This window comes from Roseobacter insulae (genome assembly GCF_019375555.1).
Classification (GTDB): Bacteria; Pseudomonadota; Alphaproteobacteria; order Rhodobacterales; family Rhodobacteraceae; genus Roseobacter; species Roseobacter insulae.
This window is the reverse complement of record NZ_JAHXDN010000001.1, coordinates 568,749-590,613: the sequence shown is the minus strand read 5'-3', so window position 1 is coordinate 590,613 and position 21,865 is coordinate 568,749. Positions and strand designations below refer to the sequence as shown.

The 21,865-nt window shown below is 58.0% G+C and carries 24 protein-coding genes; 10 read left to right on the top strand and 14 right to left on the bottom strand.

From position 1 onward, the window contains the following. A complete protein-coding gene (gene hrcA / locus KX928_RS02895) occupies window positions 1–1,065 on the bottom strand; it encodes a heat-inducible transcriptional repressor HrcA (RefSeq protein ID WP_219498676.1) in 1,065 nt (354 codons plus the stop codon). Between the two features lie 111 nt (window positions 1,066–1,176). Here hrcA and rph point away from each other — a divergent pair, with 111 nt between their 5' ends. From rph to hemW, 3 genes are read left to right on the top strand one after another with little or no spacing between them, the layout of a single operon-like run. Beyond that, window positions 1,177–1,890 carry a ribonuclease PH gene (gene rph / locus KX928_RS02890; RefSeq protein ID WP_219498672.1) on the top strand — a complete coding sequence of 238 codons (714 nt, stop codon included), beginning with the start codon at window positions 1,177–1,179 and terminating at the stop codon, window positions 1,888–1,890. Beyond that, entirely contained in the window at window positions 1,887–2,498 is a 612-nt protein-coding gene (gene rdgB / locus KX928_RS02885; RefSeq protein WP_219498669.1) for an RdgB/HAM1 family non-canonical purine NTP pyrophosphatase, read from the top strand. Before rph ends, rdgB begins: the two co-directional genes overlap by 4 nt. Then, a complete protein-coding gene (gene hemW / locus KX928_RS02880; protein ID WP_219498666.1) occupies window positions 2,491–3,648 on the top strand; it encodes a radical SAM family heme chaperone HemW in 1,158 nt (385 codons plus the stop codon). Before rdgB ends, hemW begins: the two co-directional genes overlap by 8 nt. On the opposite strand, the gene KX928_RS02875 is transcribed toward hemW, so the two are convergent. The 7 genes from KX928_RS02875 to hemJ all read right to left on the bottom strand — a co-directional run bounded on the left by KX928_RS02875 (window position 3,645) and on the right by hemJ (window position 11,038). Beyond that, on the bottom strand, window positions 3,645–4,547 hold the full coding sequence (locus KX928_RS02875) for a ParB/RepB/Spo0J family partition protein (RefSeq protein WP_219498663.1): 903 nt from the start codon (window positions 4,545–4,547) through the stop codon (window positions 3,645–3,647). The two genes, hemW and KX928_RS02875, sit on opposite strands and share 4 nt — an antisense overlap. Before the next feature lie 10 nt (window positions 4,548–4,557). Then, window positions 4,558–5,367 carry a ParA family protein gene (locus tag KX928_RS02870; protein WP_219498659.1) on the bottom strand — a complete coding sequence of 270 codons (810 nt, stop codon included), beginning with the start codon at window positions 5,365–5,367 and terminating at the stop codon, window positions 4,558–4,560. Next, window positions 5,360–5,959: a 16S rRNA (guanine(527)-N(7))-methyltransferase RsmG gene (rsmG, locus tag KX928_RS02865; protein WP_373274787.1), complete on the bottom strand. Its 600-nt coding sequence runs from the start codon at window positions 5,957–5,959 to the stop codon at window positions 5,360–5,362. Before rsmG ends, KX928_RS02870 begins: the two co-directional genes overlap by 8 nt. 2 nt (window positions 5,960–5,961) lie before the next feature. Then, window positions 5,962–7,833, bottom strand: a complete 1,872-nt coding sequence (gene mnmG, locus KX928_RS02860) for a tRNA uridine-5-carboxymethylaminomethyl(34) synthesis enzyme MnmG (protein WP_308342103.1) — start codon at window positions 7,831–7,833, stop codon at window positions 5,962–5,964. A 4-nt stretch (window positions 7,834–7,837) separates the two neighbouring features. Further along, on the bottom strand, window positions 7,838–9,124 hold the full coding sequence (gene mnmE, locus KX928_RS02855) for a tRNA uridine-5-carboxymethylaminomethyl(34) synthesis GTPase MnmE (protein WP_219498653.1): 1,287 nt from the start codon (window positions 9,122–9,124) through the stop codon (window positions 7,838–7,840). A 30-nt stretch (window positions 9,125–9,154) separates the two neighbouring features. Next, window positions 9,155–10,462: a transcription termination factor Rho gene (rho, locus tag KX928_RS02850; RefSeq protein ID WP_219498650.1), complete on the bottom strand. Its 1,308-nt coding sequence runs from the start codon at window positions 10,460–10,462 to the stop codon at window positions 9,155–9,157. Window positions 10,463–10,588: 126 nt separating this feature from the next. Continuing rightward, a complete protein-coding gene (hemJ, locus tag KX928_RS02845) occupies window positions 10,589–11,038 on the bottom strand; it encodes a protoporphyrinogen oxidase HemJ (RefSeq protein ID WP_219498647.1) in 450 nt (149 codons plus the stop codon). A 402-nt stretch (window positions 11,039–11,440) separates the two neighbouring features. On the opposite strand from hemJ, the gene KX928_RS02840 reads away from it, so the two are divergent. From KX928_RS02840 to dnaQ, 4 genes are read left to right on the top strand one after another with little or no spacing between them, the layout of a single operon-like run. Next, window positions 11,441–12,040 (top strand): Maf family protein, encoded by a 600-nt coding sequence (locus tag KX928_RS02840; protein WP_219498643.1) that lies wholly within the window; start codon window positions 11,441–11,443, stop codon window positions 12,038–12,040. Further along, the gene (locus KX928_RS02835; protein WP_219498639.1) at window positions 12,037–12,882 is read left to right on the top strand and encodes a shikimate dehydrogenase; all 846 of its coding nucleotides are present in this window, start codon (window positions 12,037–12,039) and stop codon (window positions 12,880–12,882) included. The genes KX928_RS02840 and KX928_RS02835 overlap by 4 nt, the downstream gene beginning before the upstream one ends. Then, the gene (gene coaE / locus KX928_RS02830; RefSeq protein ID WP_219498636.1) at window positions 12,882–13,472 is read left to right on the top strand and encodes a dephospho-CoA kinase; all 591 of its coding nucleotides are present in this window, start codon (window positions 12,882–12,884) and stop codon (window positions 13,470–13,472) included. Before KX928_RS02835 ends, coaE begins: the two co-directional genes overlap by 1 nt. Continuing rightward, window positions 13,465–14,151 (top strand): DNA polymerase III subunit epsilon, encoded by a 687-nt coding sequence (dnaQ, locus tag KX928_RS02825; RefSeq protein ID WP_219498634.1) that lies wholly within the window; start codon window positions 13,465–13,467, stop codon window positions 14,149–14,151. The genes coaE and dnaQ overlap by 8 nt, the downstream gene beginning before the upstream one ends. A gap of 3 nt (window positions 14,152–14,154) precedes the next feature. Here the strand turns inward: dnaQ and secB are convergent, their stop codons facing one another. Both secB and KX928_RS02815 read right to left on the bottom strand, forming a co-directional pair. Then, window positions 14,155–14,634, bottom strand: a complete 480-nt coding sequence (gene secB / locus KX928_RS02820; protein ID WP_219498632.1) for a protein-export chaperone SecB — start codon at window positions 14,632–14,634, stop codon at window positions 14,155–14,157. Window positions 14,635–14,693: 59 nt separating this feature from the next. Then, window positions 14,694–15,173, bottom strand: coding sequence for an FxsA family protein (locus tag KX928_RS02815; protein ID WP_219498631.1), 480 nt, complete (start codon window positions 15,171–15,173; stop codon window positions 14,694–14,696). A 105-nt stretch (window positions 15,174–15,278) separates the two neighbouring features. Between KX928_RS02815 and KX928_RS02810 the strand changes: the two genes are divergently transcribed. From KX928_RS02810 to KX928_RS02800, 3 genes are read left to right on the top strand one after another with little or no spacing between them, the layout of a single operon-like run. Continuing rightward, complete coding sequence (locus tag KX928_RS02810; protein ID WP_219498628.1) at window positions 15,279–15,938, top strand: Tim44/TimA family putative adaptor protein; 660 nt, start codon at window positions 15,279–15,281, stop codon at window positions 15,936–15,938. Then, a complete protein-coding gene (gene mltA, locus KX928_RS02805) occupies window positions 15,935–16,972 on the top strand; it encodes a murein transglycosylase A (RefSeq protein WP_505561403.1) in 1,038 nt (345 codons plus the stop codon). The genes KX928_RS02810 and mltA overlap by 4 nt, the downstream gene beginning before the upstream one ends. Continuing rightward, window positions 16,969–17,568 carry a Smr/MutS family protein gene (locus KX928_RS02800; RefSeq protein ID WP_219498623.1) on the top strand — a complete coding sequence of 200 codons (600 nt, stop codon included), beginning with the start codon at window positions 16,969–16,971 and terminating at the stop codon, window positions 17,566–17,568. Before mltA ends, KX928_RS02800 begins: the two co-directional genes overlap by 4 nt. Here KX928_RS02800 and KX928_RS02795 read toward each other — a convergent pair. From KX928_RS02795 to hslV, 4 genes are read right to left on the bottom strand one after another with little or no spacing between them, the layout of a single operon-like run. Then, a complete protein-coding gene (locus tag KX928_RS02795; RefSeq protein ID WP_219498619.1) occupies window positions 17,552–18,778 on the bottom strand; it encodes an MFS transporter in 1,227 nt (408 codons plus the stop codon). The genes KX928_RS02800 and KX928_RS02795 overlap by 17 nt on opposite strands. A 38-nt stretch (window positions 18,779–18,816) precedes the next feature. Then, entirely contained in the window at window positions 18,817–20,124 is a 1,308-nt protein-coding gene (gene hslU, locus KX928_RS02790) for an ATP-dependent protease ATPase subunit HslU (RefSeq protein WP_219498611.1), read from the bottom strand. A gap of 1 nt (window position 20,125) precedes the next feature. After that, window positions 20,126–21,202, bottom strand: a complete 1,077-nt coding sequence (locus tag KX928_RS02785) for a hypothetical protein (protein ID WP_219498609.1) — start codon at window positions 21,200–21,202, stop codon at window positions 20,126–20,128. Then, window positions 21,199–21,756 (bottom strand): ATP-dependent protease subunit HslV, encoded by a 558-nt coding sequence (gene hslV, locus KX928_RS02780; RefSeq protein ID WP_219498607.1) that lies wholly within the window; start codon window positions 21,754–21,756, stop codon window positions 21,199–21,201. Before hslV ends, KX928_RS02785 begins: the two co-directional genes overlap by 4 nt. Window positions 21,757–21,865: the final 109 nt, after the last annotated feature.

Genomic DNA, 21,865 nt, shown 5'->3' with positions numbered 1-21,865 from the left:
CTAGCTCCGGTCGGAGATCAGCTTTCCGACCAGCTGCGCCGTGTAATTCACAATCGGCACAATGCGTCCATAATTCAGTCTCGTCGGACCAATGACGCCCACGGCGCCAATGATCTTTCGATCAGCGTTCATATATGGGGAAACCACCAGAGAGGAACCCGAAAGTGAAAAAAGTTTGTTCTCAGAACCAATAAAAATGCGCACACCGTCGCCTTCCTCGGCGAGCTCAAGGAATTCCGCGATGTCGCGCTTGCGTTCAAGGTCGTCAAAGAGGCGTCTGATCCGCTCCAAATCCTCGGCTTCACCATCATCGCTGAGGAGATTCGACCGGCCCCGGACAATCAGGCGTTCGATCTGATCGCCCTCGCCCTCCCACACGGCCAAACCACTTTTCACGAGGTCCTGCGCAAGCGAATCAATTTCCTGCCGCCTGTTTTGAATTTCAGCCTCAATGGTTTGCTGCAATTCGCTCAGCGTTTTCCCCTCGATCAGGGCGTTGAGGAAATTTGCCGCCTCCCGCATGGAGCTTGGCGTTTGCCCGGGTGGCGGGGTGAACAGGCGATTTTCGACATGACCATCGGCAAAGACCAGAACGACCAGCGCCCGGTCCGGCGACAGAGAGACAAATTCAATATGCTTGATCGGGGCTTCATGTTTTGGCGTCAGCACAAGAGACGCGCCATGGGTGACGCCCGACAGCGCCGATCCCACCCGGTCCAGCAACCCGCTGACGTCCTGTTCATGTGAGCCAAGCGTTGCGTCGATCTTTTCCCGGTCGGTTTCATCCGGGTTGCCGATTTCCAGAAGGCCATCGACGAACATCCGCAGGCCCAGTTGCGTCGGCACACGCCCGGCGCTGACGTGCGGGCTGTCGAGAAGTCCCAGGTATTCGAGATCCTGCATTACGTTGCGGATGGTGGCGGCGCTCACCTTTTCGCTGAATTCGCGCGTCAGCGTACGCGATCCGACGGGAGACCCGTCTTCAAGATACCCCTCGACAACCCGGCGAAAGACTTCGCGCGAGCGTTCGTTCATTTCTCCGAGGATATTCGGCACATCGTTCATGAAGGTATCCTATCTGCTCCTGAATAAAAGCATAAGAGGGCGAGATTTCAATCGGGGTTGCATCTGGACGGTCCGGAACGGTATCGGGGGTTATATAGCAAAGGATATCCCATGCGCCCTTCTGGTCGAGCTTTAGATGAAATGCGTTCCGTTTCCATCGAAACGGGCTTCACGAAACATGCCGAAGGGTCCGCCCTGATCAAGATGGGTGATACGCATGTGCTGTGTACGGCAACCATCGAAGACCGCGTGCCGCCCTTTATCAAGGGATCGGGCCTTGGATGGGTGACCGCCGAATATGGCATGCTGCCGCGCGCCACGAACACCCGGATGCGGCGCGAGGCTGCGTCAGGCAAGCAGGGCGGAAGAACTGTTGAAATTCAAAGGCTTATTGGTAGGTCTCTGCGTGCGGGCGTCGACCGTGTCGCCTTGGGAGAGCGCCAGATCACGGTGGATTGCGATGTCCTGCAGGCCGATGGCGGCACCCGCTGCGCCTCGATCACCGGTGGCTGGATTGCGCTGCGTCTCGCGGTGAACAAGCTCATGAAGGCCGGAGATGTGATCAGCGACCCGATGGTTGATCCGGTTGCGGCGATCAGTTGTGGAATCTATGCGGGCCAACCCGTGCTGGACCTTGATTACCCCGAGGATTCCGAGGCCGGCGTTGACGGCAATTTTATCATGACAGGATCACACCAGCTGATCGAAGTGCAAATGAGCGCGGAGGGCTCCGTATTTTCCCGCAATCAGATGGACGCCCTGGTGGATCTGGCCGAAAAGGGTGTGTCCGAACTCGCAGCAGCACAGAAAGCCGCCACGCAATGACCCGAAAGTTCGACGGCAAGCGCATTCTGATCGCCACGCATAACGCGGGCAAGCTGGAGGAAATGCAGCAGCTGTTCGAACCCTATGGCGTGGCCGTTGTCGGAGCCGCCGAGATGAAGCTGGCGGAGCCGGAAGAGACCGAAACCACTTTCGTTGGCAATGCCCGGATCAAGGCGCTGGCCGCGGTGCGGGCAACCGGCCTGCCTGCCCTCGCGGACGATTCCGGGATCGAGGTCGAAGCGCTGGATAATGCGCCGGGTGTCTACACCGCCGATTGGGCGGAAACCCCGAATGGCAGAGATTTCGGGATGGCGATGACCAAAACTCACGACCTGCTGGAAGAGAAAAACGCGCCACGGCCGCACAAGGCCCGCTTTCGCGCCACCTTGGTACTCGCCTGGCCGGATGGGCATGAAGAGGTGTTCGAGGGCAAAGTCAACGGAACGCTGGTGTGGCCGATGCGCGGACAAACAGGCCATGGCTATGACCCGATGTTCCAGCCAGACGGATATGAAGTTACCTTTGCGGAAATGGACCCTGCGGAGAAGAACCGGATCAGCCACCGCGCGGACGCCTTTTCCCAACTGATTGCCGGGTGCTTTGGCTGAGGACTGGCAGAATGGTGGCTTTGGCCTTTACCTGCACTGGCCGTTTTGCGAGGCAAAGTGCCCCTATTGCGATTTCAACAGCCACGTTTCCAGACAGATTGATCAGGCGGCGTGGTGCAGCGCCTACCTGACAGAACTGGACCGGGCGGCGGCAGAGACACCGGGCCGTGTCCTGAGGTCTGTTTTCCTTGGCGGCGGCACACCCAGTCTGATGGACCCCGACACCGTTGCCCGCGTGATCGAGAAGATCAGGGCGTTGTGGCCCTGCGCGAATGATCTCGAAATCACACTTGAGGCCAATCCCGGCTCCGTCGAGGCCGGGCGGTTTCGGGCGTATCACGCGGGTGGGGTCAACCGCATTTCCATGGGCATTCAGGCCCTGAATGATGCGGACCTTCGTCGTTTGGGCCGCCTGCACACGGCGGACGAAGCCATGAAGGCGTTCGACATTGCCCGGAATACCTTTGACCGTGTCAGCTTTGATCTGATCTATGCGCGTCAGGGTCAGTCACTGGCCGATTGGCAGGCTGAACTCTCACGGGCGCTGTCGATGGCGGTGGATCACCTGTCGCTCTACCAGTTGACGATCGAACAGGGCACCGCCTTCAGAGATCGCTACACTGCGGGAAAGCTGCACGGTCTGCCGGATGAAGACCTGGGTGCGGATCTTTACACAATGACCCAGGATCTGTGCGGCGCGCAGGGCATGCCGGCCTACGAAGTGTCCAACCACGCGCGTGACGGCGCGCAGTCGCGGCATAATCTGATCTATTGGCGCTACGGCGATTACATCGGTGTTGGCCCGGGGGCTCATGGCAGGCTCACCCTGCAAGGCGACCGTTGGGCAACCGAGTGCTATTCCAACCCGGCGCGCTGGCTGGCCTCTGTGGCAGATGGGTCCGCTGAAAAACCCCGTACGAAATTAGGCAGGGCCGATCAGGCAAGTGAGTTCCTGCTGATGGGACTGCGGCTGAAAGAGGGCGTCGATCTGAAACGCTATGAAGAACTGGCGGGCGCGCCCCTGCATCCGTCCACGGTGACAGAGCTTGTAGATCTTGGCATGATTAGCATGGATGCTGGTAAAATTATCGTTTTAGATCAAGGATTTATAGTATTAAACGCAGTTATTGCCGAACTTCTGGATGCTTAACGGCTGCTGAGCAACCGGCACAATTCATCCAATTCATCCAACGACGTGTAATGCAGTGTCATTTGTCCGGATTCTTGACCGGGCTTATGGGTCAGGCTGACTTTCATCCCAAGGGATGCGGACAGATCGCCTTCCAACGCCTTCGTATCAGCGTCTTTCCCGTCAGGTTTGGGCTTGGTATCCTTGCTGCCGAAGATGTTCCCGGCCGCGCCCGCCTGCTCTTTCTTCACCAGTGCTTCGGCCGCGCGCACCGACAACCCGCCCTTGACGATCTGTTGCGCAAGCCGCAGCGGGTTGTCGGCAGTGATCAGCGTGCGGGCGTGCCCGGCGCTCAAGTCACCGGTGCGGACCATGTCCAACACCGCGTCAGGCAGGTTCAGAAGTCGCAGAAGGTTGGCAATATGGCTCCTGCTTTTCCCCAGCGCCTCTGCCATCTTTTCCTGGGTGTGGCCAAATCGATCCATCAACTGGCGGTAGCCCGCGGCTTCTTCGATTGGGTTCAGGTCAGCACGCTGGATATTCTCGATGATCGCGACTTCGAGCACTTCGACGTCGGTAAAGGACCGGATGACAACCGGCAATTCATGCAGTTTAGCCATCTGCGCTGCCCGCCAGCGGCGCTCGCCAGCGACAATTTCGTATCGCCCATCCGCCATAGCGCGAACCACAAGTGGCTGAATTATCCCTTTTTCGCGGATTGAGGACGCGAGATCACCCAGATCATCCACGGCAAACCGCTTGCGTGGCTGGTCCGGGTTCGGCGTAATCTGCTCAATCGGGATCATCCGGTCCGCCGACGCGGGCCCGGCGCTGGTCACCTTTTCAGTTTCCGCAACATCGGACATCAGCGCTGACAAGCCGCGCCCCAACCCACGTTTACGATCCGCTCCACCTGCCATGACTGCCCCCTTATGCGACTTTTACGCTGTTTCTGCTCAGTACTTCGCGTGCCAGCAACCGATACGCCTGCGCGCCCTTGGATGCGGTATCGTAGGTCAGAACCGGCATTGCGAAAGAGGGTGCCTCGCTGACCCTCACATTCCGCGGAATTCGGGTATCGAAAACCAACTCTCCCAGATTGTCCCGTGCATCCTGTTCGACTTGCAAAGACAAGTTGTTGCGTTGGTCATACATGGTCAACACAATACCTTCGATGCGCAAGTCCTTATTCCCACTCTGTCGCACTTCGCGGATCGTCAGCATAAGCTGTGACAACCCTTCTAGGGCAAAGAACTCACTTTGCAGCGGGACGAGCACCGAGTGCGATGCAATCATCGCATTCACGGTCAGCAGATTAAGCGACGGTGGGCAATCAATCAGGATGTAATCGAGCGCGAAATCGTCCATTGCCGTCTGACGCAGCGCATCATGCAACAGGAAGCTGCGTTTTTCGTTTGAAATCAGCTCGATATCCGCCGAGCTCAGATCGACCGTGGCGGGGATGATCATCAATCCGGGCGTCACCGACGGCAGGACGACCGATTTCAGGTCGATATCCTCCAGTAGCAGCTCGTAGGTGGTGAATTCCCGATCCTCCATCTCGATCCCCAGACCTGTGGACGCATTTCCCTGCGGATCAAGATCCACGACAAGAACCCGTTTGCCCGCTTCCGCCAAGGCAGCTGCCAGATTGATTGTTGTGGTCGTCTTACCGACGCCGCCCTTCTGGTTTGCAACCGCGATAATTTTCGGTCCGGCGGGGCGGGACAAGTCAGTCACGTCGGATATCCTTCACCTCAAGAATGGCGGCCTGCGGGTTTGTTTTACTTTTATGCGCTAGCAAATCAAAAGACCACGACTCACGTGCATCCGCGACCTCTTTTTCCCAGGTTTGCCCTTTGAAGAAGAGTGATTTGCCGCCAGCCTTTACGTGCCGATCCGCAAAACCCAGAAGAATGGGCAGATCTGCCAGCGCGCGTGCGGACAGTACGTCCGCATCAAGCGGCGGCACGTCTTCGATGCGCGACACGATGACGGAGGCGTTCAAACCAACCTCGCGAATTACTGTCCGCAGGAAGGTGGCCTTTCGTCTATCGCTTTCAATCAGGGTGACATGGCGACCCAGATGTTTTTCACAGGCCAGAATGGCGACCACAATGCCGGGCAATCCACCGCCGCTGCCGATATCCGCCCAATGGTCTGCGTTGCCAGCCACATCATAAATCTGCGCCGAATCCCAGATATGGCGCTCCCAGATTTCGGCCAGGCTTGCCCTGGAGACCAAATTAATCGTTGGATTCCATTTGTGTATGAGATCGTGGTAGGTCTGGAGTTTCTCCAATGTTTCACGTGAAACATCGCATTCTGACATCATCAGGCGGATTGCCTTCTTTTTCTTTGACGCAGTTTTGCAAGGATCAGCGTTAAGGCTGCTGGCGTCATCCCGTCGATGCGACCAACCTGCGCCAAAGTGGAAGGACGGGTGGCCACCAGCTTTGATTTCAGTTCATTCGACAGCCCGTTCAAGGCATCGTAGTCAAAATCAGCCGGAATAACCTGCGCTTCATCTTTCTTCAGCATGTCAATGTCACGCTGCTGCCGCTGGATGTAATTGGCGTACAGCGCCTCGCGCTCCATCTGACGTTTGATATCAGGCGGGATCGTGGAAAACCCGGCATCCAAACTCTCCACTTCGCAGAAGGTCACATCGGGAAACGCGAGCAGTTGCATCGCCGTGCGCCGGGCGCCGTCCTGATTGATCCTGATACCTACATCTGCCACCTGCGACGGCGTGAAAGAGGATGCATCCAGCATTTCGCGTGCTTGCTCAAGCTTCTCCACTTTTTCGGAGAATTGCGCAGCGCGGGCCTCTCCCACGCAACCAATCACCATGCCGACAGGTGTCAGCCGCTGATCAGCATTGTCGGCGCGCAGGGACAGCCGAAATTCCGCACGCGAGGTGAACATCCGGTAGGGCTCGCTGACCCCCCGAATCGTCAAATCGTCAATCATCACACCGATATAGCTCTGTGATCGCGAGAAATGCAGGGGGTCATTTCCCTGAGCCTTGAGCGCAGCATTCAGCCCGGCTACCATGCCTTGCGCTGCCGCCTCCTCGTAGCCCGTTGTTCCGTTGATCTGGCCCGCAAGATACAATCCGGGAACTTTCGACACCCCAAGATCGGCGTCCAGGGCCCGTGGGTCGACGTAATCGTACTCAATCGCATATCCGGGCTGTAGAATGACCGCCTGTTCCAGACCGAAAATCGAGTGAACATAGTCTTGCTGGACCTCTTCGGGCAGAGAGGTTGAGATCCCGTTGGGATAGACCGTATTTGTTGTCAGGCCCTCTGGTTCCAGAAAGATCTGGTGCGATTCCTTGTCGGAGAAGCGCACGATTTTATCTTCGATCGACGGACAGTAGCGCGGGCCAATTCCATCAATGTGACCCCCGTACATCGCTGATCTGGAAAGGTTTTCCCGAATAATATCATGCGTTCTGGTGTTTGTGTGCGTGATCCCGCAGGATATCTGGCGCGCTGACACTCCCGTTGAGAGGAATGAGAACATGGTCGGATCATCATCACCCGGCTGATTTTCCAACACCTCCCAGCGAATTGTTCTACCATCCAGCCGCGGCGGCGTACCCGTTTTCAAACGGCCCAGTGGCAACTCAAACGAGTCGATGCGTTCTGCCAGCTTTACTGACGCCTTGTCGCCCATCCTGCCACCGGAGCGCGACACGTCACCAATATGGATTACCCCCCGCAGAAAGGTTCCGGTGGTCAATACGACCGATGTCGCGCGGATTTCCGAGCCATCATGCAGCAAAACCCCACATATCCGCCCCTTTTCCAACAGGAAATCAATCACCTCCCCAACCACAATCGACAAGTCGGGTTGGTTCCTGGTCTCCTTAAGCATCTCGCTCCGGTAAATGTCGCGATCAGCCTGCGCGCGGGGTCCCTGAACAGCTGGCCCTTTACGCCGGTTCAACAACCGGAACTGGATGCCAGCCTTGTCAGCGACACATCCCATCACACCATCCAGCGCGTCGATCTCCCGTACAAGATGCCCTTTCCCGAGCCCTCCGATAGCTGGATTGCACGACATCACGCCAATCCCGGTTTCTGACATTGTAACCAGGGCCGTTTGGGCACCGAGCCGCGCGGCAGCGTGGGCCGCCTCGGTGCCCGCATGACCACCGCCGATCACCACAACATCAAAATGTTTCACGTGAAACACTCCATTACTTCCCCAGACAGAAGCTGGCGAATATCTCGTCCAGCAGGTTTTCAACGTCAATGCGGCCGACCACCGCTTCCAAAGCTCGAATCGCGCTGCGCAATTCCTCTGCCGCTATATCATAGAGGTCCGGCCCCTGAACAATGATTGCGCCAGCCGCCTCAAGACCAGCCAGCGCCCGTTCCATCGCGACCCTGTGGCGCTCATGCGTTGCGATCCCGGCCGATGTTGACCTCTCCGCCAGAATTCCCTGTATTTCGGCAATCAGCTCTGGCACGCCCTGCCCCGTTTTTCCTGAAATCCCGGCGGCGGGATCATCTGCAAGATCAGCTTTGGGACGCAACACGATATCCATGCCGGAGGGCTTCAGCAGCAAACTGCTGTCATCTTCGGCCAGAAAGACGCGCAAGTCAGCGGCCGCTGCGCGTTGCATTGCGCGCGACACACCGATGGTTTCGATCTCGTCGTCGCTGTCGCGTAACCCCGCTGTGTCGAGGAATGTGACCGGCAATCCACCCAGATCCATACGCACCTCGATCACATCCCGGGTCGTTCCTGCAATTTCCGACGTGATCGCAGCGTCCCTGCCCGCAAGCCGATTGAGCAAGGTGGATTTCCCGGCATTTGGGGGGCCGACCAAGGCAACTTCGAAACCGCTGCGGATGCGCTCGGCCACGTAGGACCCATCAATTTCATTTTGTAACTCCCCCCGCACGTCATCGGTCAGCGCGATCACCTCCGGACCGACGTCAACCGGCACATCCTCATCAGCGAAATCAATCGTCGCTTCAAGCAGAGCCGCGGCGCGGATCAGCTTGCGCCGCCAGGTCTCCACGCGCTCCCCCAGTACGCCGGAAAAAACCCGCACGGCTTGCTTGCGCTGTGCCTCGGTTTCCGCATCGATGAGATCCGCCAGGCCTTCGACCTGCGCCAGATCCAGCTTGCCGTTCTCCATCGCTCTGCGGGTGAATTCTCCGGGCTCCGCCATGCGCGCAACCGGGCTGGCGGACAATTCCGCCAACACCGCCTGAACAACCGAAACGCTGCCATGAACATGAAACTCAACGACGTCTTCGCCGGTAAAGCTATGTGGCGCCTGAAAGCTCAACACCAGCGCATGGTCCAGCACCGCGCCCGCCTGATCCGTCAGCTTGCGGGTCGCAGAGTGCCGGGCCAAGGGCAGTTCACTGGAAAGACCCCGTGCAACATCCCAAGCATCCGGCCCCGAAATCCGGATAACGGATACCCCCGCGCGCCCCTGAGCAGACGCCAGAGCAAAAATCGTATTCATAAATCTAACTCACTGTTTTAAAACAATAAGTTACGTATTCATGGAATCGAAGAAGTCCGAATTGGTCTTGGTCTGTTTCAGCTTGGAGATCAGGAATTCGATCGCATCCGTGGTGCCCATCGGGTTGAGAATACGGCGCAGGACAAAGGTTTTCTGCAGATCCACCTTATCGACCAACAGATCCTCTTTGCGCGTTCCGGACTTGAGAATATCCATTGCCGGGAAAACACGTTTGTCCGCGATCTTGCGATCCAGCACGATCTCGGAGTTACCGGTACCCTTGAACTCTTCGAAGATGACTTCATCCATCCGGCTGCCGGTATCAATCAGTGCTGTCGCGATGATGGTCAGCGACCCGCCTTCCTCGATATTCCGCGCGGCGCCAAAGAACCGTTTTGGGCGCTGCAGGGCGTTTGCATCGACACCACCGGTCAGAACCTTGCCCGACGATGGGACAACCGTGTTGAAGGCGCGTCCAAGTCGTGTGATCGAATCGAGCAGGATCACCACGTCGCGCTTGTGCTCAACGAGCCGCTTGGCCTTTTCAATCACCATATCCGACACCGCCACGTGACGTGTGGCCGGTTCGTCAAAGGTCGAGGACACGACCTCACCCTTCACCGAGCGCTGCATGTCCGTCACCTCTTCGGGGCGTTCATCGATCAACAAAACGATGAGGTAACATTCCGGATGGTTCTTTTCGATCGAGTTCGCGATGTTTTGCAGCAGCACGGTCTTACCGGTTCTCGGCGGTGCCACGATCAGCGAGCGCTGCCCCTTCCCGATGGGTGCGACCAGGTCAATGATGCGCGACGAGCGATCCTTAACCGTTGGGTCATCAACTTCCATGGTCAGGCGCTCATCCGGGTAAAGCGGTGTCAGGTTCTCGAACGCCACTTTGTGACGGGCTTTCTCGGGCTCTTCAAAGTTGATTTGAGTGACATCCAACAGCGCGAAGTAGCGTTCATTATCGTCCGGTGCCTTGATCACCCCCTCGATCGTATCGCCCGTGCGCAGCGAGTATTTACGGATCATCTCGGGCGACACATAAATATCATCCGGGCCGGGAAGGTAGTTCGCCTCCGGCGAGCGGAGGAATCCGAACCCGTCCTGCAGCACTTCGAGCACGCCATCCCCGGAGATTTCCCAGCCTTCATCCGCGCGTTCACGCAGAATCTGGAACATCATCTCGCCCTTGCGCATCGTCGACGCGTTCTCGATTTCGAGATCCTCGGCCATGGACAAAAGGTCTTTGGGGCTTTTGCGCTTCAGATCGGCAAGGTTCAGCGTTTCCAGCGTGTCTGGAACAGGTTTGGTGTCGGTCACGTCAGATGTCATGAAAATACCCGTAAGCAGCCGGAGCAAAGCTGCCGACTGGAGTGATTTGGAAATTGTAGGTCTGCGCCATCCCCGGACGGGGTGGTGCTTTCTACATAAGCGCGCGCCCGGCGCGAGTCAAATCGTTCAGAAGCGGACCACGACCGACAGCACGATCAGCACCATCAAGACGGTCGGAACCTCGTTCATCATGCGATACTGCCGACCGGTCAGAACATTCGCGCCGTTCGCAAAATCCCTGCGACGCCTTCCAAGCCAATGATGAAAGACGGTCATGGCCGAGACACCGATCGCCTTGGTCCATGGCCAGATGTCGGACCAGTCCACGACACCCGGAGTGAAAACCAGGCACAACCCAAAAACCCATGTCGCGATCATTGCCGGGTTCATAATGACGCGCAGCAGTTTGACTTCCATGGTTTGAAACAGCCTGTGCGTGTCACCCGTCTGCCCCACCTGTTCCGCGTGATAAACGAAAAGCCGCGGCATGTAGAACAACCCGGCCATCCATGCAATCACCGCCATGATGTGAAAGGACTTGATCCACGGGTAGGCGAGGGCAAGAAAGTCCGACATGAAATTCTCCGATCCGTTCGCCTCTCATATTAATTAATAAAGAAAGATAAAAGGATGATGATTATGTAGGGATCCGAACTTCTGTGGATTATGGTTTTCTCCCATGATTTCTACCGATGGAAAACCCCGGCCATCCTTTTTCAGGATAACCAAAATATCATAAAAAATATAATTATTACAATTACTTAAAACTAGCCTTCTATACGGATGTCAGGTATAACCCTGTGGGTAATTCCAACACCATTTTCTTATGCACAGGTTCGCAGTTGTTATTATGCGCAGTGGTGTCGTTTTTGTGTTCAGAGGTGTTACCCCCATCAACCGAGCCTCTTGCGTCAAACCGTTCTTTTGCTCAGAAGAACATATTAAGAATATCTTAACGCCGCACACAGGCTTATCCACATGACCCAGCCTTTCATCCTCGCCTCCACCTCGGACATCAGAGCGCAGCTCTTGGGTCAGGCAGCAGTTGATTTCACGGTTGTGCCGGCCCGCGTGGACGAAGAAATGGTGCGTGACGCCATGCTGGCAGAAGCAGAGCCACCGCGCAATATCGCCGACGCCCTGGCGGAGCTGAAGGCAAGGAAGATCAGCGAAAAAAACCCGCATGCGCTTGTCCTGGGGTGTGATCAGGTGCTGGATTACAAGGGGCAGCTTCTGTCCAAGCCGCAAACAAAAGATGAGGCAGTTGATCAACTGCGGGCGCTGCGCAATGACCGCCATATGCTGTTGTCCGCAGCCGTGATCTGCGAAGCGGGTCGACCGATCTGGCGACATGTCGGCACCGTCCGATTGAGGATGCGGGCAGCGTCCGATGACTACATCGAAGGATATGTCGCCCGAAACTGGGAGAGTATTCGTCATGCGGTGGGCGCCTACAAACTGGAAGAAGAAGGTGTGCGCCTCTTTACCGGTATCGAGGGCGACTATTTCAACGTCCTCGGCTTGCCTTTGCTTGAGCTGTTATCCTACCTGACGCTGCGCGGAGACCTAGAGACATGACCGACACACAAGCGCCTTCCAGCATTCCTCTCGCCGGGGTGATCGGATCGCCGATTTCGCATTCCAAATCGCCTCAACTGCATCGTCACTGGCTGAGCAAGTACGGCGTGCGCGGGTTTTACATTCCCATGGATGTGGCGGCCCGAGATTTGCGGGACGTCCTGATCACCCTGCCGAAGGCCGGATTTGTTGGTGTCAACATCACCATCCCTCACAAAGAAGCGGTTTTGGAAATTGCCGATCTGGTTACTGATAGGGCCACGCTGATCGGTGCGGCGAATACGCTGATCTTTCGCAAAGATGGGAAGATTCATGCAGATAATACAGATGGTTACGGTTTTCTTGAAAATCTGAAAGCCGGTGCGCCGAAATGGAACCCTACACAAGGCGCCGCGGCAATCCTCGGCGCGGGAGGCGCCTCCCGCGCTGTGATCGCATCCCTGCTTGAAGCGGGGGTGCCTGAAATCCTGCTTTCCAACCGAACGCGCGTGCGGGCAGAAAAACTACAATCCGATTTTGGCAACCGCATTACCGTGATTGATTGGGTGCAGGCGGGAAATATGCTCGAAGAAGCAAGCCTCGTCGTCAATACGTCCTCGCTCGGAATGGTGGGGAAACCGGAAATGCGGGTGCCTCTCGACGGGTTGCGAAAAGAAACCGTTGTGACGGATCTGGTGTATACACCGTTGAAGACCCGGCTGATTGAAACGGCCGATGAAAAGGGCTGCGTCACAGTGGACGGCCTGGGCATGTTGCTGCATCAGGCGGTCCCGGGCTTTGAACGCTGGTTTGGTCCACGTCCGGAGGTCGACCGGGAAGCGCGCGCGGCGGTATTGCGGTAGTGTTCAGGCTTGGTCTGACCGGATCCATCGGGATGGGCAAATCGACAACCGCCCGGATGTTCGTTGATGAAGGCTGCGCGCTCTGGGATGCGGATGAAGCCGTGCATCGGCTCTATGCCAAGGGTGGTGCAGCAGTTGCGCCGATTGCCGAGCTTTTCCCGAAGGTCATCATCGACGGTGCGGTGTCCCGGGATGCGCTGCGAGCGCGCATTTCGACTGACCCCCAAGCGCTCAGACAAGTGGAGGCAATTGTGCATCCGCTTGTTGCAGAAGACCGGGCTCGGTTTCTTCGCACGCCTGTTGCGGATATTGCGGTTCTGGATATCCCCTTGCTGTTCGAAACCGGCGGCGAAACCGGCATGGACGCCGTGGCATGCGTCTCCATTCCGCCGGATGAGCAGGAAAGACGTGTCCTGGAGCGCGGAACAATGACCCGCGAAACCTTCCTGAAAATTCGCGAAAAGCAGCTGCCCAACGTGGAAAAATGCGCCCGGTCAGATTTCGTTATCGAGACGGACACGGTTGAACATGCCCGCGTACAGGTTCAGAATATCGTCGAGCAGATCAGAAAGAGATTGCGCGATGCGTGAAGTTGTCCTCGACACAGAAACCACTGGATTCGACCCCGAAAAAGGCGACCGGATTGTCGAGATCGGTGCAGTTGAACTGATGGGTCACATGGCCACCGGCAAAACCTACCATCAATACATCAACCCCGAACGCGCGATGCCCGAAGAAGCCTTTCAGGTCCATGGGTTGGGGGATGATTTTCTGCGCGACAAGCCGAAGTTTGCCCAGGTGGGTCAGGCCTTTCTTGATTTCATCGGCGATGCCAATCTGGTGATCCACAACGCGGCGTTTGACATCAAGTTTCTCAACGCGGAACTGCGGTGGATGGGTCTGCCGCAAATCCCGTGGGAGCAGGCAATCGATACACTGGAAATCGCGCGCAAGCGGTTTCCCGGGTCACCGGCGTCTCTGGATGCGCTCTGCCGTCGGTTCAACATCGACAATTCGTCGCGCACGTTGCACGGCGCGTTGCTGGACAGTGAAATTCTGGCCGAGGTGTATCTGGAACTGATTGGCGGGCGTCAGCCGGATTTCGGCCTGTCGACGACAGCGCAGCACAGAGCGGGTCAGGGATCGCAAGACTGGACACCGCGCCCGCGTCCGACCCCATTGGCGCCCCGGATCACCGAGAAGGAAGCCGCCGCCCATTCGGAATTTGTAGCGAAACTGGGCGACGGGGCGCTTTGGTTGAAATCCTGACGGTCAGGCGTCCATTTTGGGCGCATCTTCCGCCTGACGACGGGCCAGCTCGTTCCGGTAGAGCGACAGGAAATCGATGTTTTCAAGGTTCAGCGGCGGGAACCCGCCGTCACGCGTCACATCGCTGACGATCCGGCGCAGAAACGGGAAGATCATTCGTGGGCATTCAATCAACAAGAAGGGATGCAGCTGGTCTTCGGGCACGTTTTCCACATGGAAAATACCGGCGTAATCAATTTCCAGAACGAACAATGTCGCGTCGCCATCCTTGGCTTTCGATGTCACGTTCAGCTTGATGGATGTCTCGTACTGGTTATCCGCGCTGCGCTTTTTGGCGTCCAGATTGACCTGAACCTGGACATCCGGGGTCACGTCAGCGGGGGCGCCTTTTTGCGCCATGATGTTCTCGAAAGACATGTCACGAATGAATTGCCCAAGAACACGCATCTGCGGCCCTTGTTGTTGTGCTTCGGCTTCGGCCATGGGTCACTCCTACAGTGCAAAATAAATCGGGCGAGCCTTAGCAGCTTGGTCTGCGGTTCTCAATGGTCGGTCCATCCGGATGGGCGCTTGATCTGGTCATAATTCGGCGGGACCTCGGAGTACTCGCCATCGATGATGTCCCCGTCCGGGTTGCGGTGGCGCGGATGATGTGGGCGGGCGTCAAAGGTCTGCACCTTGATCCGCGACCGGATTGCTTTGAACATCGCCGTTCGAAAAGCCGGGATCAGCAGCAAAAAGCCGACCGCATCCGTGAAAAACCCGGGTGTCAGCAGTAAAGCGCCGGAAAAAAGGATCATCGCGCCATGCACCAGAGGTTCGGTTGGGTCTTTGAGATCGGAGAAAGAAGACTTAAGCTGGGAGAGCGCGAGAATCCCCTGATTCCGCACCAGCCATGTCCCCGCGATGGCGGTCAGCACGACCGTCACCAGGGTCCACCCAAGACCGATCACGCCACCGATTTGAATAAAAAGGGTGATTTCGATCAGTGGTACCGCAAGAAAAGCGATAAATAGCCACATTTTGATGCTTCCTTTCGTGGAGCCTGTAGTGGACTTGGCGTAGTCCGACACCTACATAAGGTCAGTATACACCTGTTTCCACGTTTTGCCCGACATGAGGTCCATATGAATTCGCCCCTGATACAGCTTCTGGTGCTTGCTGGCATTGCTGTTTTTTTGATTCTCCGTCTGAAAAACGTGCTGGGGACACGGGACGGCTTTGAACAACCTCCTGTCACCAACCAGCAACCCAGCCGCCGCAGCGGCCGCGAATTCGAAGTGATCGAAGGCGGGCCTGACCTCGATATCGTGGATCACGTGGACGAGGATTCCGACGCGGCCAAGGCGCTTGCGGCGATGAAACGGGTTGAGCCTTCTTTCAACGTCACCGAGTTTCTGGGCGGCGCGCGCGGCGCCTACGAGATGATCGTAATGGGATATGAGACAGGAGAGTTGTCGGACATTCAGCCGTTCTTGGCCGAGGACATTTACGAATCCTTCGTGGATGGTGTTGCCGCGCGTGAGGATCAGGGCCTGACGATCGAGGCGAGCTTTATCGGTGTAAGGGAACTCAAGCTGATGGATGCGACGTTCAACGAGGCATCGAACGAGGCTGAGCTTACCATCCGCTTTGTTGCCGAACTGACCTCCGCAGTGCGCAACAGCGAGGGCGAGATCATTGAAGGCAGCACATCACAAGTGAAGCGCCAGACGGATACATGGATCTTTGCGCGTGACATGGGTTCGGATGATCCGAATTGGCAGCTCGTTTCCACAGACGCATGAAGCCCGCGCTTGTCTTGGCATTGATCGCGGGGATGTTCAGTATGACACATCCGACCAATGCCGAGACAAGGATAGAGGTGCTGTCGTTTGACGATCTTTCGGGATGGGCAGACGACGATCACGCCGAGGCCTTCGAGACATTTCGGAACACCTGTCAGGACATGCCGGACCCGGACTGGCGCGCTGTCTGCGCCTATGCCACGTCAAATCCAGAACCACGTTCGTTCTTTGAGCTGCTGTTTCGTCCGGTCCTGATCGAAGATGGCGCGGACATGCTGTTCACCGGGTATTTCGAGCCTGAACTGGACGGGTCGCGGACACGGTCAGCGCGGTACAGATTTCCACTTTACGCCATGCCCCAGGAAGCCAAGGCGTCCGCCCCCTGGTTCTCGCGCCGCGAGATACTGGACGGAAACCGGCTGAGCGGGCGGGGTCTCGAAATCGCCTGGGTCGATGATCCGGTAGAGTTGTTTTTTCTGCAAATTCAGGGGTCAGGCCGGGTCAATCTGCCGGATGGCGGCAAGTTGCGGGTCGGATACGCGGGTGCAAACGGGCATCCTTATCGCTCTATCGGGGCGGAACTGGTGCGTCGCGGAACGTACCAGGCCCATCAGGTCAGTGCGGATGTGATCAAGAACTGGGTGCGTCGCAACCCGGCGGCGGGCAAGGAGCTTCTGTTCCACAACCCCTCTTACGTCTTTTTCCGGGAAGTCAGCGAGGTGCCAGCCAGCAAGGGGCCGCTTGGTGCGATGAACCGGTCGGTCACGCCGATGCGCACCATCGCGGTCGATCCCAGGTTCACGCCGCTTGGGGCTCCGGTCTGGATCGAGAAAGATGGCAGGGAGCCTTTGCGACGCCTGATGATCGCGCAGGATACAGGCTCGGCAATCAAGGGGGCGCAACGCGCCGACATCTTCTTCGGCACAGGCGATCAGGCCGGGCGTGCGGCGGGCAAGCTGAAGGATCCCGGTCGCATGATTGTCCTGCTGCCGATCCAGCGCGCCTATGCGATGGCGCCCGAAGGTGCCTTGTGACGCGGCGGCGCAAGCTGTCGCCGGATGAAGTTGCACTTTGGCAGAAAGTCACCGAGAAGACAGAGAAGCTGACCGCTCAAGAGACATTTGACCCCGCCGCCTATGCGCCTGTGGGCAAGCCAAAAACGGACACGGCCCCAAAGGCCGATCTGGGCCGGCTCGATGGCACTTCCCCCCCCAAACCCGCGCCGCGCAAAACCCGGTACACTCTTGTACCCTCCCTGCCCGCAGAATTGCAGAAATCACCCGTGCAGATGGATCAGAAGGCCTTCGGGAAAATGACCCGGGGAAAGATGAAACCGGAGGGCCGGATTGACCTGCACGGCATGACCCTTGACCGGGCGCATGCTGCCCTGACCAAGTTCGTTCTGAATGCGCATGGATCGGGAAAGCGTCTGGTTCTGGTGATCACCGGCAAAGGCAAAAACCGCGACGCGGGCGGCCCTATTCCGGTCAGGTTTGGTGTGTTGCGCCATCAGGTGCCGCAATGGCTCAGCACCCCGCCGCTGGCGTCACTTGTTCTGCAGGTGAGCGAGGCGCACATCAGCCATGGCGGCGGCGGTGCGTATTATGTGTACCTTAGGCGACGGCGGTAGGCAGATCACGCTGATACCGCAGGATTCCAAACCCGGCGAGCAGCGCACCGCAGAAGTAGAACGCGGCAATGGGGATCATCTGGTCGGGAAAATTGATCCCGAGATCAATGAGGGCCCCGGTAATCCCCGGTCCAATGGCCGAGCCAAAGACCATCAGTGCTGCGGCCGCCGCTTTGATCGCACCCAGATGGCGGGTGCCGTAGAACACCGCCCAGAAGGCGGCGGTGGCGGTGCCTTGCATCCCCTGGCCGATTCCAAAGATGACAAGCCCGACACCCGCCATCCAGATTGTATCGGCATAGGCCAGAACCAGAAATGACAGGCCGAAAGGCAGCATCTGGAAAGGCACGATCCACTTCACCCCAAAGCGATCCACGGCCCAGCCGGTCGCAAAGGTGAAAACGACGGTGACCATCGTGTAGATCGGCATAAGCGCGACAAAGGACACGAGGCTCCAGCCTTTCACCTCTGTCAGGTGCACCTGCTGAAAAAACAACGCGGTGCCCCAGGCGGCCGGCCCCAGAACCAGCGGTACCAGCATGTAGAACAGCGGATGGCGCAGCAGCTCGGTCCGGGTCCAGTGCTTGCCTGCCATACCGAGGCTCTGCGTGCTCTCAGCCATGGATTGGGGCGTGCGTTCCCGGCGCAGCAGGACCTGTATGACCGGAATGACCGCCAGAACGCAAAGCGCCGCGATCCACCATAAGGCACGCCAGTCAAATTGCGTCAGCAAGGTCACGAAGATGATCGGCAACACCGCCTGCCCGACAGAAAAACCCATCGAGGCAAGGGAAATCGCCCGCCCCCGCGCCGCCACAAACCACCGCGACATGGCGACCGCGCCCAGTTGAGACATCATGCCCTGTCCCATCAATCTGAGGGCAAAAATGACCAGCACCAGTGGTGCCCCGCTGGGGACAACGGCCATCGCAACACAGGCCACCGCAAGCAAGATCATCACGCCCAGAGACAACTGCCGGACCCGGAACCTGTCGGTCAGCGCACCAACCCAGATCATCGCAATCGCCGACAGGGTTGTTCCGATTGTATAGGTTGCACCCCAACCGCCGTCGGTCAGCGAATACGCCTGCTTGATCTCGCCCGCGAAGAGCGCAATGAAATAGGTCTGCCCAAAGGACGAGGTGAAGCACAGCAAGAACCCCGCCAGAAGGAACAGCCTGTTGTCGACGAGAAAGCGCAGGTACCCCATGCGCCCGGTGTCGCAGGCACAGGCCCGGATGGGAAGCGTTAAAGCACGTAGCGGCTAAGATCGGTGGACCGCGTCAGTTCGCCGAGATTCTTTTCGACAAATGCCGCATCGACGACCACTTTGCTACCGGCCTCGTCCGGCGCGTTGAACGACAATTCCTCGAACACGCGTTCCATCACGGTGTAAAGCCGCCGGGCACCGATGTTTTCGATGGATTGGTTCACGTCCGCTGCAATCTTGGCAAGCGCGGCAATGCCCTCTGGTTCAAAACTGACCGTGACCTCTTCGGTGCCCATCAGCGCGGTATATTGCAGTGTCAGCGCATTATCCGTTTCCGTCAGGATGCGTACGAAGTCTTCTTCCGTCAGGGCACGCAATTCCACCCGGATCGGCAGACGGCCCTGTAGCTCGGGCAGCAGATCGGAGGGTTTGGCGATGTGGAAGGCCCCGGAGGCGATAAAGAGCACATGATCGGTTTTCACCGGTCCGTGCTTGGTGCTGACGGTCGTGCCTTCGATCAGGGGCAACAGGTCACGCTGCACCCCTTCCCGGCTGACGTCGCCGCCGCGCGCATCGGTTCTGGCGCAGACCTTGTCGATCTCGTCGAGGAAAACGATGCCGTTCTGTTCCACCGCTTCGATGGCGGCGCGCGTTACGGTCTCGTCGTCCAGCAGCTTGTCGGCTTCCTCGCCGATCAGAACGTCGTAGCTGTCTGCGACCGACAGCCGTTTGCGCGTCATCCGCCCCCCCAGCGCCTTGCCGAAGATGTCGCCAAGGTTCAGCATCCCCATGCCGCCGCCGGGCTGGCCTGGAATATCCATCGTCGGAAACGGATTGGAGGTGTCGGCGATTTCAAGCTCGATCATTTCGTTATCCAGTTCGCCGGACTTCAGCTTCTTGCGGAACATCTCGCGGGTGCCTTCGCGCGCGTCCTCACCGGCAATGGCATCAATCACCCGTTCCTCTGCCGCGTGGCGCGCATTCGCCTTGACGTCCTCACGCATATGTTCGCGGGTCATCACGATAGCGCTGTCGACCAGATCCCGGATAATCTGTTCCACATCGCGGCCGACATAGCCCACTTCGGTAAACTTGGTGGCCTCGACCTTCAGAAAGGGCGCGCGCGCGAGTTTCGCCAGCCTGCGGCTGATCTCCGTCTTGCCTACCCCGGTCGGCCCGATCATCAGTATGTTTTTGGGATACACCTCGTCCCGCAGGTCATCGGACAATTGCTTGCGCCGCCAACGGTTGCGCAAGGCCACGGCGACGGCGCGTTTCGCGTCTTTTTGCCCAATGATGAAACGATCGAGTTCAGAGACGATCTCGCGGGGGGTCAGGTCGGTCATTTTAAGCCTTTGTCATATGGGAAGGCGGCAATCTGTGCAGTGGGACAAACCCGGGCATCAGTGCCAGAAGACGGGCGCGGATACGTTCCCAGCGCGCGCCCAGAAAAAGCAGGACGATCCCGAGGAAAAACACGGTGTAGACCGCGCCTTCGCCCTCAAAGATCGTGGTGGTCAGGATAACCGTGTAGCCGATGGCGGCAATCAGGAAGGACCGCCGGTCAATCACGATGGCCACCAGCGCGATGAGAGTCAGCACGGCGATCAGCACAGCGTTCGCGCCGCTCGTGTCCCGGTCCAGCAGTGACAGCGCGATGGTGTTCACCAGCGCGGGTGCCGCCACGACATGCAGCCAAAACCCATTTGCGGAGCGTCGGGTCACGCGGTGCGGGTCGGACATGTCAAACATCATTGCGACGGCGAAAACCACCAGACCAAGCGCCAGCGTGATCCACGCGAACGGACCCCCTGCGGAAAGTAGAAACAGTTCTTCTGTCGAGGCCGGCGTGCCGCTGCTGTTGCCGGCAATCAGGATTGCGATCCCAAAGGCCGCCAAAGCGATCAACGCCAGTGCAAAAGGAACGCGGAACCGGAACCAATAGACCAGCAGTGCGGCTGTCGCGAGGCTGAAAGGCAGCGGCAAGCTGCTGTTATCTCCTTGCGCGATCATGAAAAGCTCTGAAAACGCTCCGGCGAACGCGTAAGCTGCATTGACGGCGAACATGATGGAAAGCGCAATTGCAGGGGCGACCATGCGACGCCTGCGGATGAAGTATTCCGACAGCAACCACAGCGCCACGGCAGCGGCAATGCCTGAATAGATCAGCGTATTGCGAATGCTCAGCGGGTCGCTCGTCATGTAGTAAGTCACAACACCCACCCAGCCGATGGCCAGAATGATCATGCCCACCACAATGAAAATCTCGTTAAATCCCCGAAACAGCTCGAAGGGTTCATCTCCGGGGGCGAGATTCTCGCGCGCGCCACTGCGACTATGCGCAAGGTTTATCAGGGCAGCGGCCTGTGCCTCCGTCACGATCCCGGCACTGACAGAGGCCCGAAGATCGTCGCGATCAATCATGCGGTGATCTTCTCCACCGTCAGATTGCCATTGGTATAGACGCAGATATCAGCAGCAATTGCCATCGCGTCCCGGGCAACATCCTCGGCTGACCGATCGCTGTCCATCATGCCGCGCGCCGCGGCGAGCGCAAAGTTCCCGCCCGATCCGATGGCAGCGACATCGTTTTCCGGCTCCAGCACGTCACCCGCGCCGGTGATGACGAAGATATCCTTGCCGTCCGACACGATCAGCATCGCTTCGAGCTTCTGCAGGTACTTGTCGGTCCGCCAGTCCTTCGCCAGCTCGACACTGGCGCGGGCCAGTTGGCCGGGCGTGGCTTCCAGCTTGGCCTCCAGACGTTCGAGCAACGTGAAGGCATCCGCTGTGGATCCGGCAAACCCGGCAACCACATCGTACCCGCCCGGTGACAAACGGCGTACCTTGCGGGCCGTTCCCTTGATCACGGTTTGACCTAGCGACACCTGCCCGTCGCCTGCGATGACGACCTCACCCGCCTTCTTGACGCCAATAATTGTCGTTCCATGCCAGCCGGGGAATTCGTCCTGCGCCATCGTCGTCTCCTTTTTCGTGGTGCCTATATGGCCCGCCCCAATAGGCGGCACAAGAGTGCGGCCTTGTTCAAACCCCTTTATCCGCCTAGCTTCGCTACATGGTTGGGGG